Origin of the sequence: Paraburkholderia strydomiana, from assembly GCF_031456815.1 — a bacterium.
Taxonomy (GTDB): domain Bacteria; phylum Pseudomonadota; class Gammaproteobacteria; order Burkholderiales; family Burkholderiaceae; genus Paraburkholderia; species Paraburkholderia caledonica.
The window spans coordinates 435,363-452,626 of record NZ_JAVDVL010000001.1 but is presented as its reverse complement, the minus strand read 5'-3'; the positions used below and the strand labels follow the sequence as shown (position 1 = coordinate 452,626).

Below are 17,264 nucleotides of genomic sequence, written 5' to 3'. Positions count from 1 at the left end.
GAAAGTCTGCACGTACCGTCTCCTTTGTTATCGATCAGCGCGCCGCGCCCCGCACGCCTACATGCAGCGCATATACGGATGAAGTCGCGGTTATGAAAAGCCGATTGCGCCGCGGCCCGCCAAAGGTCAGGTTCGCAACGACTTCGGGAATCAGGATTTTGCCGAGCAGCGCACCGTCCGGCGCATAGCAATGCACGCCGTCTTCGGCGCTCGTCCATACGTTGCCGTGCTCATCGACACGCATGCCGTCGGGCACGCCGCTTTGCATCTCCACGAACACGCGGCCATTGCCCAATGCGCCGTTGCTCGCGACATCGAATACGCGTATGTGACGTGGCGCATTGTCGTCGTGCGATGCGGCCGAGTCGGCGATATAAAGCTTCGATTCATCCGGCGAAAACGCGAGGCCGTTCGGCTTCACGAAGTCGTCGGAAACGAGGCGCACCTGCGTATCGCCGGGCGACACGCGATACACGTTGCATCGCCCAATCTCGCTGTCAGAGCGATATCCTTCGTAGTCGCTAATGATTCCATAGTCGGGGTCGGTGAACCAGATCGCGCCTTCGGAATCGACGATCACATCGTTTGGCGAGTTCAGCCGCTTGCCTTCGAAATGCGAGGCGATGACGGTGATGCTGCCGTCATGCTCGGTGCGCGTGACACGCCGCTCACCGTGCTCGCAACTGACGAGCCTGCCTTCGCGATCGCGCGTATTGCCGTTGCTGTAGTTCGACGGCGCGCGGTACACGCCGACGCCCATTCCCGGCGCCCACCGCAGCATGCGGTTGTTCGGAATGTCGCTCCAGATGAGCAGATCGGTCGCCGGAAAATACACGGGACCTTCGGCCCACAGACATTCGCCGGTTAGCTTGTCCATCGACGCGTTCGGCTGAAGCAGCAGCCTGAAGCGTGGATCATGCACTTCGTATTCGTTGTTTTTCATGTCTCCTTTTCCTTTTTGCTGTTTGGACTCAGCGCACGACCTTGCCGCCCGCCGCCACCGTCACGGCGATGATGAGCGCGCCATACACGATGGAGCGCACGCCCGCATCCGCGCCAACCGCGTTGAGCACGGCGTTGGTGAGAAAGAGGAACATCGATGCGCCCCAGACGCCTGCGATCGTCGCTTTCCCGCCGGCCACGAGGGTGCCGCCGATCACGACGACCGCAATCGAAATCAGCATGTATTCGACGCCCATGTCGAGCGAAGCGCCGCCGGACGTCGCCGATATGAGCAACGCAGTCAGCGATGCGATCATCGACGACATCACATACGCGAGGCATCGCGTGCGGTGCACGTCCACGCCCGCAAGCCAGGCGGCGCGCGCATTCTGGCCGATGGCCGACAGCCTGCGTCCATAGACCGCGCGATGCAGCAGCACGGCGAGCGCGATCGACAACGCGAGCGCGAGCAGCGCAATGTACGGCACGCTCAGGAAGCGGCCGGTCGCGAATGCGCCGAGCGCCGGCGGTGGCGGCGGAAGCCGTCTGCCTTGCGTGATCGCGATCGACTGAATAATGAAACTCGAAGACAGCGTCGCGATGATCGGCGGAATGCGCAGCATGCGAATGAGCGCGTAATTCACGAGGCCAATCGCGACGCCCACGCCGAGCGCCGCCGCGATACCCGCGACGATCTGACCGTTCGCGCCGCCCATCGTATGCATGCCCACCACGCCGGCAAGCGCGATTGTCGACGGCACCGACAGGTCGATGTTGCCCACGCCCGATGTGATGACGAGCATTTGCCCCAGGCCCACCAGCACCATGAAGACGCCGTACGTGAGCGCCGTTTGCGCGACATTGCTCGCGATACCGAAGCCGAAGATCGCGACGATGGCGAGCCATACCAGCACCGCACCGATAAAGGACCAGACCCACGGCGCCTGAATCGCCTTGATGCGCGACCATGCGCTCGTATTGTTTTCAGCGAGGGTATTCATCGGCGCTCTCCGCGTTGCAGCAGCACGCGTAGTGACAGGACCACGATCAGAATCGCGCCCTGCATGCCGACCTGCCAGTCGGAGGAGATGTTCAGGAACGCAAGGAACGATGCGGCGAGCGTCAGCGTGATCGCGCCGAGCACCGCGCCGATCACCGACACGCGACCGCCCATGAATTCGCCGCCGCCGAGTATTACGGCGGCAATCGAGAGCAGGGTGTAGCGCAACGCGAGGTTTGCATCGGCGGATGTGGTGAGGCCGAGCAGCGATAAGCCCGACAGCACGCCGAACACGCCCGCGACGCCATAGAGCGTCGCCTTGCTGCGCACGAGCGACCAGCCGAAGCGGCGCATCGCGCGCGGATTCCCGCCCGCACCGCGCACGCGCACGCCCGCCGACGAGCGCATCAGGAGCAGATGCCCGACGATCGCAATCAGCACCGACCACACGATGGGCGCCGCGATGAACGGCGTCTGATAGTTCATCGCCGCGCCGAGCCACGTCGGGCTCGTGCCGCCCGGCGAAGGGAGCAGCACGATGGCGAGGCCGCTCCACACGAACGACAACCCGAGCGTCACGACGATCGACGGGATCTGGCGCAACTCGACCAACGCGCCGACGGCCGCATAAGTGAACACGCAGCCGACGAGCGCGAGGGCGCCGAGCCACGGTGTCTTCACCAGCAGCGTCGCGCCGATGCATGCGACGAGACTCACGAACGGCCCGATCGACAGGTCGAGATCGTTGACGGTGATGATCGCGAGTTGCGCGAGCGTCGCGAGGACGATCGGCACCGCAAGATTCAGCAGTAGGCTCGAGCCGAAGTAGCTCATTACCGCGGGCTGCATGACAAGGATAGGTATCAGCACCGCGACGAGCGATATGGCGGGAAGCATCGCGCGCAACCGCGCTTGCGTGATGGCGAGTGTCATGCGGCCTGCTCCTCGAAGCTGGCCGCGAGCAGTGCTTCTTCCGTGCATTCGTCGGCATGAAGCATGCGCGTGACGGCGGCCGAGCGGAACACGTAGGTGCGGTCGCAGTGCGACAATTCCTCGTTTTCCGTGGTGTACCAGACGAACGTGCGGCCCTTTGCGGCTTCGTCGTGAACCAGTTGATAGATATCGCGCTTGGTGCCGACATCGACGCCGCGCGTGGGATCGTCCATCAGAATCAGCTCCGCGTCCGATGCAAGCGCGCGCGCGAAGAGTACCTTTTGCTGATTGCCGCCCGAGAGCGACAGAATACCCGCGCTCATCGCCGCCCCGCGTATGCCGATCTTCGCGCGCCACTCCTCGACGATGGCCCGCGCCGCCGCGAAATCGACGAGGCCGCGCTTGCGCGGCGCACCGCCTGCGAGCCAGCGCAAGTCGAGATTCTGAGCGATGGACCAGATCGGAAAGACGCCGTCGCGCCCGCGGTCGCCGGCGACGAAAGCCACCTTCGCGCGGCTCGCTCCGCGCTTCGTCGCGGCTTCATAGATCGCAATAAGCGCCTCGGTTTGCCCCTGGCCCGCCAGTCCCGCAAAGCCGATCACTTCGCCGCGCGACGCTTCAATCGACGTATGGCGCTTTGCGCCGATGTTCCATATGAAGTGCCGCTCCCGTTCGCGATCCGCCTGGACGCGAGTCACGACAGACGCCTTGTCCGCTTCGAGATGCTGCCCCATCGCCTGGATAATGGACTCGCGGCTCGACTGTTCACGCGAAAGCACGCTGACGATGCTGCCGTCGCGCATGACCACCACGCGGTCGGCCACGCGCTCGATCTCGCCGAGCATATGCGTGATGAGCAGGCAGGTGACGCCGCTTGCCGCCGCCTTGCGCACAAACGCGAGCAACTGTTCGGCGGTATGCGCATCGAGCGAGGACGTCGGCTCGTCGAGAATCACAAGACGCACGGGCGTGTCGGTGACGGTAAAGCCGCGCGCGATCTCGACCATCTGCTGTTGCGTCAGCGTGAGGTCGGAGACCAGTTCGTTGCCCTTTACCCCGTTGCCCGGGAAGATCTCGTCGAGCTTCTCGCGCATCAGCTTCGTGGCCGTGCGGCGCCATCCGCGCCCACGCAGTTGCGGATGCACGATGCACATGTTCTCGGCGACCGTCAGGTTTGCGCATAGCGACAACTCCTGAAACACGCAGCGTACGCCGGCATCGCGTGCGGCGTTGGCGTCGTAATGCGGCGCGTCTTTGCCTTCGACTTCGATGCGCCCTTGCGTCGGCGCATGGACGCCCGCCAAGACGGCCGTGAGCGTCGATTTTCCCGCGCCGTTATGTCCGGCAATGCCGACGCATTCGCCCTGCATGAAGGTGAAGTCTATGTCGTTGAGCGCGCGCACGCGCCCGAAACTCTTACTAATGCCTTCGAAGCGAATCAGCGCCTCACGTCGGGCAATCGCGTCTCCTGTTCCGCCCATTCACATGCTCCATGCGTGGCGATACTTCGATTCAAAAGATTTATTTCTTCTTGTCCAGAAGCGCGACCGTCTGAGGCAGCGTATAGGTGACGTCGCTGATGCCGCCCGGCGGCGTCGCCGCCAGCTTCGCCGGCAACTCCTGCTGCGAAATTTCGAGCAGCGGCACGTTGATGGTCACGTCCTTCGGGATTTTCTTTCCTGCGAGAACCTGCTGCGCGACCCAGAACGCGAATGTGACCGCGCCCGGCGGATTGGACAGCGACCGCGACTGATAGCCGTTCTTTGTCTGCTCGTTCCACCAGTTGAGTTCGGGATACGTGCTGCCAATGATCATCGGCGGCGTGGTGCGATTGGCGGCCTTGAAAGCCTGCGCGATGCCGAACGACATCTCGCCTTCGGTCGCGACGCCATCGACTTGCGGCAGCGTCGGCAAGATGCCCGCAACGGCTTTTTGCGCAACCGATTGCGTCCAGTCGCCGTTCACCGATCCCACGAGCTTCATGCCGGGATGCTTTTTCATCGCATCGAGCACACCTTCATGCATCAGGTTATCGACGGAAATGCCCGCCACGCCCCGCACTTCGAGAATGTTCCCCTTGCCGTTCAGCCGTTGCGCGAGATAGTCCACACCCTGCTCAGCCCAGCCCTTGAAATCGAAGTTCACTCGATACGCACACGGCTCGTCGACGATACCGTCGAAGGACACGACGACCACGCCCGCTGCGCACGCCTTCTTGATGGTGCCATTGAGCGCGGTTGGCGACACGGCGTCGATGACGATCGCGTTATAGCCTTGCAGGATCAGGTTCTGCACCTGCTGCGCCTGCTCCGTCACCTGGTTTTCGGCAGTGGTAAATGCGGGAGCCGCACCGATTTTCTTGTCCGCGACGGCCTGTTGCGAGACCGTGTTCCAGCTCTTCAACATCGACTGCCGCCAGGAGTTGCCCGCAAAGCTATTCGACAGCGCGATCTTCTTTTGCGACGTATCGCCGGTGGCCACTTGCGCGTGCGCTGCGCCCGCGAACATACATGACGCTGCGGCGAGCGTGATCGTCACCTGCTTGGCTGAGCGGAACATGGTGTCTCCTTGTTGTTTTGCTGACTGCTCGGACTGCTCGGATCGGCTTCGTCGATTCAATGCGCGCGGAAGCGCCTTCAGGGCGGCGCTGATTGAAAGCTGGACGAAAAGCGGGAGGGGGCGGGTACGTGCGTGACTCGAGCGGACCGCATGCGGGCAAGGCGGCAAGCGCCGGTGCTGAAGCACTGAAATGACATCGTCATGAGCACGCCTTTTTTGAGCGCATCCGCGAAATCGCCGATGCTATGCTTTCAAACGGTTGCTTCCAGGGACTGCCTTCAATTTCATTGCGGTCAGGCCATACGGGTGGTCAGGCCACCGGACCGCCGAGGCAGTATAGCGACTGTCTTTGAGTGATGCAATTCGATCGACGAAACGGGTAAAGGAGCGCGAATGAACCTGCCAATGGACCTGCCCACTCTCAAACCCGAGCGTCTGTATCAGCGAATCTCGAGCCTGATCATCGGGCTCATCGAAGACGGAACTTACGAGCCGGGACAGGCGCTGCCTGCCGAACGCGATCTGGCCCGGCAACTCGGCGTGGGGCGTTCTTCCGTGCGCGAGGCATTGATTGCGCTCGAAATCGCGGGGCGAGTGGAGATACGCACGGGGACCGGCGTTTTCGTGCGCCAGTTGGACAAGTCACGCGAACAGGCGCCGGTGCAAGAGGCAGCGTTCAGCGTTGCCGATCTGCTTTCCGCACGCGCGATGATAGAAGGCGAAATCGCGGCGCTTGCTGCAAAGAACGGCACCGGCAAGCAGCGGCGCTTGCTTACGCGCATCATCGGCGACCTGGAGGCGCAGTCGGTGAACGACGCCGCGTTTCTCGAAGAAGACAGGCGCTTCCATTTGCTCATCAGCGAGATGACGGGCAACCCGCTACTGACCGAGGTGATGACGATGCTATGGAACAAGCGCTATAGCCCCGTGTTCACGCACCTCGAAGCTTTTTACGCTGACAAGCAGATTACGCTGGCGATGAACGCGGATCACGCAGGATTGGCGAGGCCATTCTCAATCGCGATGCGCGCGCCGCGAAGACCGCGATGCGGGCACACCTGCGCAACGTGCATCGCCGTCTCTTCGCGGCCTAGCGAACGGCGTTGGGTTAGCGCTGTACTCGTCGCAATCGATACAACCCGAAGCGTTGCCGGCACGGCTGCAATCGTTCGGCTCACCGAAGTCTGTCACTGAACAGTCTGCCTCCGGCACGGTCGCGTCGCACAACGAGCAGGACTCCAAGGCCGGAAATCCCCATTCCGATAGCCATGGGCCATGACAGTGGCTCGCGAAACATCGCCCATGCCCAGATCAGCGTGATCGGAGGACTCAGAAAGAGTACGCTCGTGACACGAGCAGACGACGAGCGCCGTAGACACGTCCAGTAAAGCCCCCATCCGCCAAGCGTCGCCAGAATGGCAGTCCAGGCGACGCTGGCAGCAAACCCCACGGTTGCGATCGGCATGACGTTGCCATGCGATGCCTGCAGCCATAGAAAGACCGGGCAGGAGACGACGCTTTGCAGCCAAAGCATGCACAGCGGACTCAAACTTCCCGCGCGAGCCGTTGATCGTTGCTGCCAAACCGTAGCCGCTGCAAGTGAAACCATACCTGCAACCGGCAGTGCGTATGCCCATGCCGGCGCTTTTCCGAGCGCGACCGCGTCGCGACAGACAATCAACATTCCTGCAAGGCCAAGCGCCAGTCCGGCCCACACACTCTTCGGGCTGTGCTCACGGAAGACGCAGGTGGAAATGATTACTACGGCCACTGGAAGCAAGTCTGCAATAAGGGCGGCGAGACCGGTCGGAACACCAAGCTCGATTCCTCTCGCGACGCCGGCGAGATACCCCGCCGTCGCGAATACCCCGATGATCGACTGCCGGATCAATACGGGCAAAGGCGCACTCCGAATCTCGCGAGCGACGAAGGGAAAAAGACAGAGCGAAAGTGTTATGAACCGCCACAGCAGCACCAGAAGTACTGGAGCGTAATCCGCGGAGAACCGCATTCCAACAAAGCCGGAACTCCACGTCAGGACCATACCCGCCTCGAGCATGGGCAGCGGCACGCGATTCGCGTCGCGCGAATTGGGGTTCAAGCTTGCATTGTGTGTCGATGTTCTCGCCATTCATGCAGATTAGACCGCCGGGATGGATTCGAAAATTGAAATATACTGATTCAGTCATTTAACAGAATTAAACCATGAGTACCGTTCTCGACATCGATCTGCTGCGGACCTTTCACGCTGTTGCCCGGCTGGGACGCTTTCGCGCGGCGGCAGAACTGGTCAACAGGAGCCCCGCGGCCGTGAGCGTCCAGATCCAGCGCCTCGAGGCTATCGCGGGCGGGCGGCTCCTCGAACGGGACAATCAGTCGGTCACGTTGACGGCGCTCGGCAAGCGGCTTCTGTCCAGTACGGGCGAGGTGCTTGCGGCGCACGATCGCGTTGTGGAAGACATCAAGGGGAAGAGACTGGCCGGCCGGGTCATATTCGGCATACCGGATGAATACGCTGCGCATGTGATCCGCGATATCTTGCCGGGCTTCGCGACCAGTTGGCCCAACGTGGTTCTCGAAGTAAAGACTGCACCGAGCTTCAAGCTTCGCGATCAGATCAGTCGCGGCAAGCTCGATCTGGCGATAGTCGTTCAGCCCGCAAAGGAAAGCAGGTCTGCGGATGTACTGACCGTGACGACGCCGGTTTGGGTCGGCAGCCCGAGTTATGTCGTCGATGACACCCGTCCGCTTCCGTTGGCGCTTTATGCGGAGCCGTGTCCTTATCGTGCAGCAATGACGAGTTCACTGCAGTCAGCAGGAAGGAAGTGGCGGGTGATCCTCGACAGCGGCTCGACTCAGGTGATCAAGGCGTGTGTCGAATCCGGTCTGGCCGTGACGCTTCTCGACCGTGCACGGGTCAGCGCCGATATGCGGGTGCTCGACGGCCTGCCGCAGATTGAAGACCACGATGTGGTTCTGATGCGCGGCGATAGGGGCCGCACAACGGAAGCAATGGAACTCCTCGCAACCACGCTGCGGCAACGATTCAGACTTTAACGAAGGCATTCGCCATCAACAGGCATCACAACATGTTTTTCTCGGGACTTCTGGGTGTGCGCCGTTATGGCGATTGCGGCGCACACCTATCCACGATCGATCAAAGTTCAGGCTTCAGCCGATACAACTCCGGCACGAGCGCGAGCAACAGACGCTTCGCGGAAAAGAGGCGAGGCGAGATATGGGTGGCGACGTACCATGTCGCTGCCACGTTCATGCTTCGCAGTTTGAAGTCGGGGCCGACCATCGCGCTTGCGAAATGCAGATCGCCCAGCGTCTTGCCGATGATCTCCTGCTTGATCCTCGCGCGCGCCGGCGGGTCGAGCGCAATGAACGACAGTTCCGACATTTCGTGAAGCAGCCGGTACATGCTGTTGTAATGGTGCAGCGTTTTTGTCGTGAACATTGTCGAATCCATTCGCAGGCGTCTTTTGAATAGCGCCTGATTCAGCACGGCCACTTTGATCCGTTGCTGCAGCAGCAATGCCGCGAAGAAGTGATTGTCTTCGTACACGATGCCTTCCAGGAAGCGGAGGCTTCCGATCGCCGAACGTCGCGTAATGAAGCAGCATGGCGATACGAAATAACGTCCTTGCCGCAACGACTCGACGACGAACTCATCCGACCAGAACGTCGCGGTTCCGAGCGGCCGCCGGTAACCATTCACTTCCTGCTTGTACATGGGCGCGTCGTTCGGGAACACAGCAGCCTCGAACATGACGGCGTCGATCTCGGGATTGCTGAATTCCCGATGGCACACGCTCAACGTGTCGGTGTCGATAATGTCGTCGCTGTCCATGTAGTACACATAGGAGCCGGTCGCGAGCGAGGTGCCCAGATTGCGCGCCGCGGATTGCCCGCGATTGGGCTGATAGACATAGGTGAAACGCGGGTCGGTATCGCAATAGCGCTGCGCAATCGCGGCGGTGCCATCCGTGGAGCCGTCATCCACGATGATCGCTTCGAAATCCGTGAAGGACTGGCCGGCGATGCTTGCGAGCGCATCGTCGAGATAGGCCTGCACGTTATAAGCCGGCACGATGATGGAAAAAGCTGACATAGGGCACCTTGATTGTTTGATGAACCAGAACCGCACTCAACCCGCATCCGCGCCGCGTGGCTCCTGACCCGCCGACGGCGCAACAGGCGACCGACCCGCACCGCGCGAAGAGGGAGCGACGCCGCGAAAATACAGCCACACGAAGGCCACTGCGCCGACCACTTCGGTCAGGATCACGGCCACGATCGTCCCTTTGGCGCCGCCGTAGCGAGTGAGTGGAACGACATAGAGAAGATGCAGAACGGTTGCGCCGACAAACACATTGGTCAGTGAGCGCGCCCGTCCTTGCGCGAGCAGTCCCAGGTCGCCGAATACAACTGCCACGCTGATGATCGGCGGCAACACGGCCTCTAGTCTCAACAGAGGAATCGACGCGTGAAACTGCGGCCCAATCCACGTTTCGATGCCCCACGCCGCGAGCAATTCAATACCGATAAAAAGGCTGATCGAAGTCGAGAACACGGCAAGCATTGCCATACGCATGAGACGCTGCGCGGCTTGAGGGTCGGTCGCATGGTATTGGCTGATGCGTGGATAGAAAGCCTGGCTGATCACCATGAACATGGCTTGCGCCGCCACGCGGATCTTGTCCGCCATTGCGAACTGGCCGACTACTTCCGGTCCGTGAAAGTAATTCAGCAGAATGGAATTGAAGTTCACATAAAAGCTGATCAATACGAAAGAGAGAAAAAGCGGGAACCCGTCTTTCAGCGCCTCGACGATCTTGCTCGTGGATGTACCGACGAGTTTCACCAGTCGATTGCGATGGAGAATCCACAGCGCACAGATCGCGAGCAGCACATTGCCGAGACTCACACCAAGCGCGGCGAGCGCCGCGTCGCCCGGGCCTCTTACTGCGAGGTACACGAAGACCAGTCCGACGAGCCGCGAAAGAAACGTCGGTAAAACTAGCGCGCGCATGCGCTCCAGGCCCTGGAACAACCATATCGGCGTGACGGCGTTGGCGACGATCCCGAGAAACAACGCGGCCAGCACGTCGGCATGCTCTCGCAGGTCCGGCACGAACAACACACCCGCAACGATCAGCACGAGTGCTCCCATGACGAGCACGAGTCGCGCAGCGGAAGTGCTCGTGTAGACCTCTGCCAAACCGCGAGGGTCGCCGCGGTTCACGGAGACGTGCCTCGTTGCCGTGAAGTTGAAACCGTAGTCGGTCAACAAGACCATGTATTGGGCAACCGCCTGACAATAGGCGAGGACCCCGAACTCTCTCGCACCGAGTACATGACCCAGGTACGGCAACATCAGCAACGGTACGATATAGTTGCCGCCCTGGATAAGAATGAGATAAAGCAGCGTCTTACGAATCGGAGTAGTCATAAAAATTGGTCTGATGCGATGTGGCTTTCCTCCTGCGCGAGCCGCTCTACAGGATCAGGTGACGCTGTGCGCGGAATTCGGTGGGCGACATGCCGTACCTTTCCTTGAAAAGACGGCCAAGCCGGTTGCCGTCGCCCATTCCACACCGGCGTGCAATCTTCCCGATAGGAACGTTGGTGGAACTCAGCATTGCGCGGACAACTTCAAACCGCGTGCGCAGCAGGTACTCCAGCGGCGTCATGCCGAACTCCTGCTTGAAGCGTCGCCGAAAATTACGCTTGCTCATCGCTGCGGATTCCGCTGCTTGTGCCACGGAAATAGGCTTGCTGTAGTTTTCTTTTATCCAGCGCGCCGACTCTCGAACCTTGCTCGTCGTGGTGAGCGACTTCGCGTCACCTTCGCGGGGCCTCGTGGGCTTGACCGCATTGGTCTGCAGGTCGAGCGCGACCTTGCGGGCAATCTGCGGGCCGAGGTCGCGCTCGATCTGGGCGACGGCCAGTTCAGCTGGTGTCGCTCCGCTCGCGCGCGGTCCCGCAACCTCGTCGTCGAACAGAACGACGGGTACTGCCAGCCGCGAAGCGTTTTTATAAACCACCGCGAGCTTCGAGCCTTGCGTAATGCGAAGCGATGCAATGGCTCCCTGACGGGTGATCCACGAATGCAGGCGATCTGTCGGCTCGGTTGTCACCGCCGAGTCGCGGCAGGCCACGAAGAACGCATGGAAGTCGCTGATGCTGTAATGATTAAGTTGTTCCGTGCCAATGCAAATGCCACAGGAGCTGGTGACAAGCCCCCCCTGGTCGGACAATACCGTTAGACGGTAGGGCGCCTGCTCGCCCCGGGCGAGTTCCGCCGCGTTAGCCAGACGGAAAGCGTCCCCAATGGCGCCCGCGGTCGCCGTAAAGAAGTTCTGGGAAACGAGAAGGCCAATGTGCTTCGACGGTTGTGAGTAGTCGATTTTCTCATTGACACGCAGACTTGAGAATTCAACAAGATCCATCACGATTAGGGCTCCCAATATATTTATCAAATGCACATAGCCGGTCAGACGATAGCTGCATTGTAGTAACAGCTGATTCGACAAACTTCCGCCCAATCGGCGGCACAGCCGCCAATTGCTTGTCGCGCATCGCCAATACGCGGCCCTTCGAAACGCCGTCATTCACGCCGCATTGCGGCCCTGACAGCTGCTGCAATCGTCGAGACGATCCGTAGCGGAATCATTACGATCGCCACGACCGCGAAAACGACAATCACCGCCAATACATAAACAGTTGCAAACCCAATCAATATCGACGTGAACGCGAACCTTTCGGCACGCGATGCCAACGGCAGATCACGCCAATTGCCGTGCGGCCCGCCTTCTTCCATGGCTACTCTCGCTCAGGCGGTACCTGTGCGGGCGCGGCGGCGGAATTCTGTTGGCGAGACCCTGAAACGTTTGCGAAAAAGCTTCGCGAGTTGCGATCCATTGCCCATGCCACTGCGGCGCGCAATCTTGTCGACGGGCAAATCGCCCTCGGCCAGCAAGCGGCACGAGCGCTCGAGACGTGCTCTCAGCAAATACTCGGAGGGTGTCGTGCCGATCTGCTGGCGGAACCTGCGCAGAAAAGTCCGCTCGCTCATTGCAGCGGCTTGAGCGACCTCGGCGATCGAGATGTCGTGCTCGCAGTTTTCGGTGAGCCATTGCGCCGAAGCGTGGATTTTCTCGTCTTCCTTTTTCGGTGCTCCCGACTTTGCAGAACTTAAGGGACTTGAGTATGGAAAGAAGCTGATGCGTATTTCCGCAGGTCGCGCAATGACTGCGCCATGCTCTGTGTGGTCCAGGATCCATACGGGAGCAATTAAGTCTTGACAATCCAGAGTGGACCTGACGATAGACGCAAGCGTTGCATCCGTATCGGGCGCAATAAGCATTTGCAACTGATCGGTGCCACCGTGTGCGCGGCGGCGAATTGCCGCAGTACTTCCGGCAGCGACGCTTTCGAGATCGATTTCGTCGAGGCCGGCTTCAAGATCACGGCTCGAAACGATATCTATATGTGCATTCGTATTAATTAGACGAAGCACTTGTGCCGCATTATCCGTTGGTAGGAGGCAACTAGCGGGGCCGACTTTATTCATGCTGTCTCCTGTTGTTCAAGGTCTAACTATTTATTGGTTGAATGCCGGTCAGGTATGACAGTGCTTTATAGGGACGTGGGCGAAGAAGCGTCGAGGACGATGCTTACGCAATCTTTCTTCGCTGGGAGTTGAATGAAAGGATACGCTGTAAGGCTGGTTGCGTGCTCACCTAAATTCAGCCTCAAACAGCCAACCTTGGCTGACAACGCAGACGTGCGTTAAAACCTGCCGCTCAGTGCGGGAGAGCGAACGCCGAGGCGTTGAAAGTTCAACTTCATTGCCCTGAAAAAGCCTCTAGATCCGCTGAAAACGCGGCATGAAGAGAGTGTCATCCATAAACCTTAAAGAAATATGAGTAGGAAACCGAAGTAATTTCTGCCGCCGCATGGGTAAGCCAGGTATTACCCGATCGTGTCACCTTCCGACAACATCGGGTGTGTATCGGTCATTGCTTTCATTCCGTACACGGTGTACCGCTCAACCGGCGTCGGTGTGCAATGCAGCCTCCTTTGTGGCGCTGGCCGTCTCCGAAGCAGGTAGCGGCAATTCATTTGCCGCTTCGAGTCCTGCGTATTTGCGGATCACGTTGCGGGTAATCTGCTGAACTACGCCATTGCTCTTCGCCGCGCTATCCATTAGCGCGCGAGCCCAGTCGGTCGTGCCTACGTTAAACACTTCTCCCACGCTGCGGCGACCGTCACGAAGCAACGGACGGAAGATGCCGATCGCGCCTGCTCCGCCCATCTCCCAGCCCGCAAGCGGATCTGTAGTCGCCAGCGTTTCGAACGCATCGTCACTCCATTCGGGCGGGATGCCGTCGGCTTCATATCCGACGAGACGATCTTCCGCGCCAAACGTGTCATCCTTTTGCAACTGAGTACCGGCGAATATCCAATGTTCTGGCCGCTTGACGGTAAAGCCGACCGCTCGACGCTCGCATTTGACCCACCGGCGACGCCAGCGTGACCATGTGCCCCAGTGGCCGCCGCCGTGCTTATAAGTCAGTCCTATCAGATTGCTTTCATTGCCGCTTACACGCGGATCGAGATCGATCCGCTCCTTGAGCACGTCCCAGTTGTCCGCGAGCTTGCGCATCTCGGTGAGCTGACCGGGCTCCGAGCCGACGAACCTCACGGGCCGATAACACGTATTGCCGCTGAAAACCGCAAGGTTTCCGCCTTGCGTGACGAAATACGCGACATGCGCGCGCATTTCTTCGCTCCAGTACTCGTGGTGACCGACGCTCAGCATGCAGCGGTAGCGTGTCAGATCGAGAGCAGTCGCGCTGTGAAGATCGAGATCCGTGTAGAAGTCGCAAGCAATGCCTTCCTTGCGCAGCCATCGGATGAACTTGGCGTCCCAATGTGGGAACTGTTGACGGGTCGAGCGCGTATCGTACGGATCGACCGGTTCGCCGAGCCGTGCACCTAGCCCGCCGCCGGGGCGATGCAGGCTGACTTTATTCGCTGCCCGATAGCGGTGGACGCGATCGTCATAGAAGCTGCCGCCGCCCGTCGAGTTGTACGCGTGATAGGTAGCCGTAGGCACGATGTACGCAAGAGCCGCCGTCGGATTGCGCGGACGCGCGATGACTAGCGCCATGCTGTCGCTGGCGGGGCGTGCCGCGAATATCGGCCGATGCGCGGCGCACGACTGCCCAAGCTCGTGAACGGGCTTGCCGTCGGCATCGACCTCATAGGCGATCGCTACATAGGCGCCGGTCTCCAGGTCCGTCACGTTCGGCCGGATTGTGATTGTCGGCCAGTTCCAGTCCTCGTCGAAGCGCATCCGCACGTTATTGCCCGTCGATTCGAACAAGTACTTGCCGTCCTTCAACGTGGCCGTCACACCGTTTTTGCCTTCGACAACAACGCCGCACAGACTCGTCAGCGAGTCGTCGTCCTGTTGCTGATAAAGAGCAACGCTAAAGCGCGTGTTCGGCTGCACGGCGAGTTCGAAGCACGCTCCCGCCGTAAAGCTCGGATTGATCGGATAAATCTGCATGCTTGCTTCCTCGCGCTATCAAGCCGGCGTTGGCCGGCTCAATGAATTTCAATTACATGTGCGGCGCACGTTCGTCGTCATGCATCCGTTTGCTTGTACACACAAACTGTCAACCCATCTGTGCGCTACGCCTCATTCGACAGTGACCGACTTCGCCAGATTGCGCGGCTTGTCGACGTCGGTGCCGCGCGCGCAGGCCGTGTGATAAGCAAGCAGTTGCAACGGCACCACGTGCAGGATCGGCGACAAACAGCCGTAGTGGTTCGGCATGCGGATTACCCTTAGGCCATCTTCGCTCGCAATCCGCGAATCCTGATCTGCGAATACATACAATTGGCCGCTGCGGGCCCGCACTTCCTGTATGTTCGATTTCAGCTTGTCGAGCAGTGCGTCGTTGGGGGCGATCGCCACAACCGGCATCTGGCTTGTCACCAGCGCGAGCGGTCCGTGCTTCAACTCGCCGGCCGGATAGGCTTCCGCATGTACGTATGAGATCTCCTTCAGCTTCAAAGCGCCTTCCAGAGCGATTGGATAGTGCAAGCCGCGCCCGAGAAAAAGCGCATGCTCGGTCCGCGCGAATGCTTCGGCCCAGGCAATGATTTGCGCTTCCAGCGCGAGGACGCTGTTCAGACGTGCCGGCAACTGATGCAACTGGTCCAGATACTCCGCCTCCTGCGCCGCCGGGAGGCGCCCGCGCTGCTTACTGAGCGTAAGCGCCAGCAGAAACAATGCGACCAGTTGTGTTGTAAAGGCTTTCGTCGAGGCAACGCCGATTTCGGGTCCGGCACTCGTCAGATGCTGGAATTGCGCCTGGCGCATCATCGTGCTGCTTGCGACGTTGCAGATAGCCAGCGTGTGCCGGTGTCCCTGCGATTGCGCATGTTTCAGAGCCGCGAGGGTGTCCGCCGTTTCGCCCGATTGCGACACGACCACGACTAGCGTATGAGGATTGGCGACACTGCTGCGATACCGGTATTCGCTGGCGACTTCTACCTGCGTCGGTACTTTGGCAAGCGATTCGAACCAGTACTTTGCGGTCATGCCCGCGTAGTAACTCGTGCCGCACGCGACAATCAGTAATGAGTCGATTTCGCGGAAAGCGTGCCTTGCGCCGGGTCCGAATAAGTCAGCCGAGATCGAATGAACCGCCTCAATTGCGTCCGCAATCACGCTGGGCTGCTCGAAGATCTCCTTATGCATGTAATGCCGGTACGGGCCGAGCTCCACCGCGTGGGTGTTCGAATGTTGGAGCTTGATCTCGCGCTGGACGGTATTGCCGCGTTGATCGACGACCCGCACGCCGTCCAGCGTCAATTCCGCCATGTCGCCTTCTTCCAGATAAATGAACCTCTCGACCGTACCGGCGAGCGCCATTGCGTCAGACGCCAGATAGTTGCCCTGGTCGCCGAGTCCGACGACGAGCGGCGAGCCCGCGCGCGCGCCGATCACGCGGTGCGGATCATTTCTCGCGAATACCGCAATGGCGTATGCGCCATGCAGCCGTGCAAGCGCATGGCGCACGGCCGAAAGCAGGTCGCCCGAAGACTCCTTCTGCCAGGCATGATGAATCAGGTGAGCGACGACTTCCGTATCCGTATCCGATTCGAAAACGTAGCCGAGTACTTTGAGTTCTTCGCGCAGCGACTCGTGATTTTCGATGATGCCGTTATGGACGATGGCGATTTCGCCGCTGGAGAAGATCGGATGCGCATTCCTTGCGACGGGCGCACCATGTGTGGCCCATCTTGTATGTGCGATACCGATCATTCCGGACAAGTTTGCCTGCGCAACTTCTGCGGCGAGATTCGCAACGCGCGCAACACTTCGCACCCGCCGTAGCGCGCCTTGCTGAAGAACGGCAATACCGCACGAGTCGTAGCCGCGATATTCGAGGCGTCGTAATCCCTCGGTCAACATCGAAGTCACATCGCGCCGATCCACTGCTCCTACGATTCCGCACATGAAAAGCCCCTTGTTCGCAGCGGTTCAAACACCAACGGACTGAACTATCAAGTCTGTTGCATTGCAACCAAGCATAGACACCGCAGTGCAAACCGCGTTGAGCGCGGCGCGAAACGTTGAACCGTTGTCCGGTAAATAAGCACGCAGCTTTCACGCGCAACAAACATGAAACATAAGCATGCTATTTCGTCATTGAACAAATGATATCGATGCTATCGCGAAATGCCGATTAAACGGTGAGAATGCGTCGCACTACCGCATTTACCATTTAAGGAGCGATCG

15 protein-coding genes are annotated in these 17,264 nt (G+C 59.9%); 2 read left to right on the top strand and 13 right to left on the bottom strand.

The window, feature by feature from the left end:
• Window positions 1-34 precede the first annotated feature (34 nt).
• Genes J2W46_RS02030 through J2W46_RS02010 form a run of 5 tightly spaced genes read right to left on the bottom strand, consistent with a single transcriptional unit; the run spans window position 35 to window position 5,434 of the window.
• Entirely contained in the window at window positions 35-943 is a 909-nt protein-coding gene (locus J2W46_RS02030) for an SMP-30/gluconolactonase/LRE family protein (protein WP_310350838.1), read from the bottom strand.
• A gap of 28 nt (window positions 944-971) precedes the next feature.
• On the bottom strand, window positions 972-1,943 hold the full coding sequence (locus J2W46_RS02025; protein WP_310350835.1) for an ABC transporter permease: 972 nt from the start codon (window positions 1,941-1,943) through the stop codon (window positions 972-974).
• Window positions 1,940-2,875, bottom strand: coding sequence for an ABC transporter permease (locus J2W46_RS02020; RefSeq protein ID WP_310350833.1), 936 nt, complete (start codon window positions 2,873-2,875; stop codon window positions 1,940-1,942). Before J2W46_RS02020 ends, J2W46_RS02025 begins: the two co-directional genes overlap by 4 nt.
• A complete protein-coding gene (locus tag J2W46_RS02015; RefSeq protein ID WP_310350831.1) occupies window positions 2,872-4,356 on the bottom strand; it encodes a sugar ABC transporter ATP-binding protein in 1,485 nt (494 codons plus the stop codon). Before J2W46_RS02015 ends, J2W46_RS02020 begins: the two co-directional genes overlap by 4 nt.
• A 40-nt stretch (window positions 4,357-4,396) precedes the next feature.
• Window positions 4,397-5,434 (bottom strand): ABC transporter substrate-binding protein, encoded by a 1,038-nt coding sequence (locus tag J2W46_RS02010; RefSeq protein WP_087751159.1) that lies wholly within the window; start codon window positions 5,432-5,434, stop codon window positions 4,397-4,399.
• A 393-nt stretch (window positions 5,435-5,827) separates the two neighbouring features.
• On the opposite strand from J2W46_RS02010, the gene J2W46_RS02005 reads away from it, so the two are divergent.
• Window positions 5,828-6,628, top strand: a complete 801-nt coding sequence (locus J2W46_RS02005) for a FadR/GntR family transcriptional regulator (RefSeq protein WP_310350830.1) — start codon at window positions 5,828-5,830, stop codon at window positions 6,626-6,628.
• Here the strand turns inward: J2W46_RS02005 and J2W46_RS02000 are convergent.
• Entirely contained in the window at window positions 6,609-7,535 is a 927-nt protein-coding gene (locus J2W46_RS02000; protein WP_310350828.1) for a DMT family transporter, read from the bottom strand. The genes J2W46_RS02005 and J2W46_RS02000 overlap by 20 nt on opposite strands.
• A 104-nt stretch (window positions 7,536-7,639) precedes the next feature.
• Between J2W46_RS02000 and J2W46_RS01995 the strand changes: the two genes are divergently transcribed.
• Complete coding sequence (locus J2W46_RS01995) at window positions 7,640-8,491, top strand: LysR substrate-binding domain-containing protein (RefSeq protein ID WP_020070926.1); 852 nt, start codon at window positions 7,640-7,642, stop codon at window positions 8,489-8,491.
• Window positions 8,492-8,591: 100 nt separating this feature from the next.
• Here J2W46_RS01995 and J2W46_RS01990 read toward each other — a convergent pair whose 3' ends face one another.
• The 7 genes from J2W46_RS01990 to glmS form a co-directional block, all read right to left on the bottom strand.
• Complete coding sequence (locus J2W46_RS01990; RefSeq protein WP_020070925.1) at window positions 8,592-9,551, bottom strand: glycosyltransferase family 2 protein; 960 nt, start codon at window positions 9,549-9,551, stop codon at window positions 8,592-8,594.
• 36 nt (window positions 9,552-9,587) lie between these two features.
• A complete protein-coding gene (locus J2W46_RS01985) occupies window positions 9,588-10,892 on the bottom strand; it encodes a flippase (protein WP_310350826.1) in 1,305 nt (434 codons plus the stop codon).
• Window positions 10,893-10,938: 46 nt separating this feature from the next.
• Window positions 10,939-11,892, bottom strand: coding sequence for a GlxA family transcriptional regulator (locus tag J2W46_RS01980; protein ID WP_020070923.1), 954 nt, complete (start codon window positions 11,890-11,892; stop codon window positions 10,939-10,941).
• A 158-nt stretch (window positions 11,893-12,050) separates the two neighbouring features.
• On the bottom strand, window positions 12,051-12,263 hold the full coding sequence (locus tag J2W46_RS01975) for a hypothetical protein (protein ID WP_020070922.1): 213 nt from the start codon (window positions 12,261-12,263) through the stop codon (window positions 12,051-12,053).
• A gap of 12 nt (window positions 12,264-12,275) precedes the next feature.
• Window positions 12,276-13,016: a helix-turn-helix domain-containing protein gene (locus tag J2W46_RS01970; RefSeq protein ID WP_087751163.1), complete on the bottom strand. Its 741-nt coding sequence runs from the start codon at window positions 13,014-13,016 to the stop codon at window positions 12,276-12,278.
• A gap of 477 nt (window positions 13,017-13,493) precedes the next feature.
• Window positions 13,494-15,020, bottom strand: a complete 1,527-nt coding sequence (locus J2W46_RS01965; RefSeq protein WP_310350823.1) for a N,N-dimethylformamidase beta subunit family domain-containing protein — start codon at window positions 15,018-15,020, stop codon at window positions 13,494-13,496.
• Window positions 15,021-15,152: 132 nt separating this feature from the next.
• Complete coding sequence (glmS, locus tag J2W46_RS01960; RefSeq protein ID WP_310350821.1) at window positions 15,153-16,982, bottom strand: glutamine--fructose-6-phosphate transaminase (isomerizing); 1,830 nt, start codon at window positions 16,980-16,982, stop codon at window positions 15,153-15,155.
• Between the last annotated feature and the right edge of the window lie 282 nt (window positions 16,983-17,264).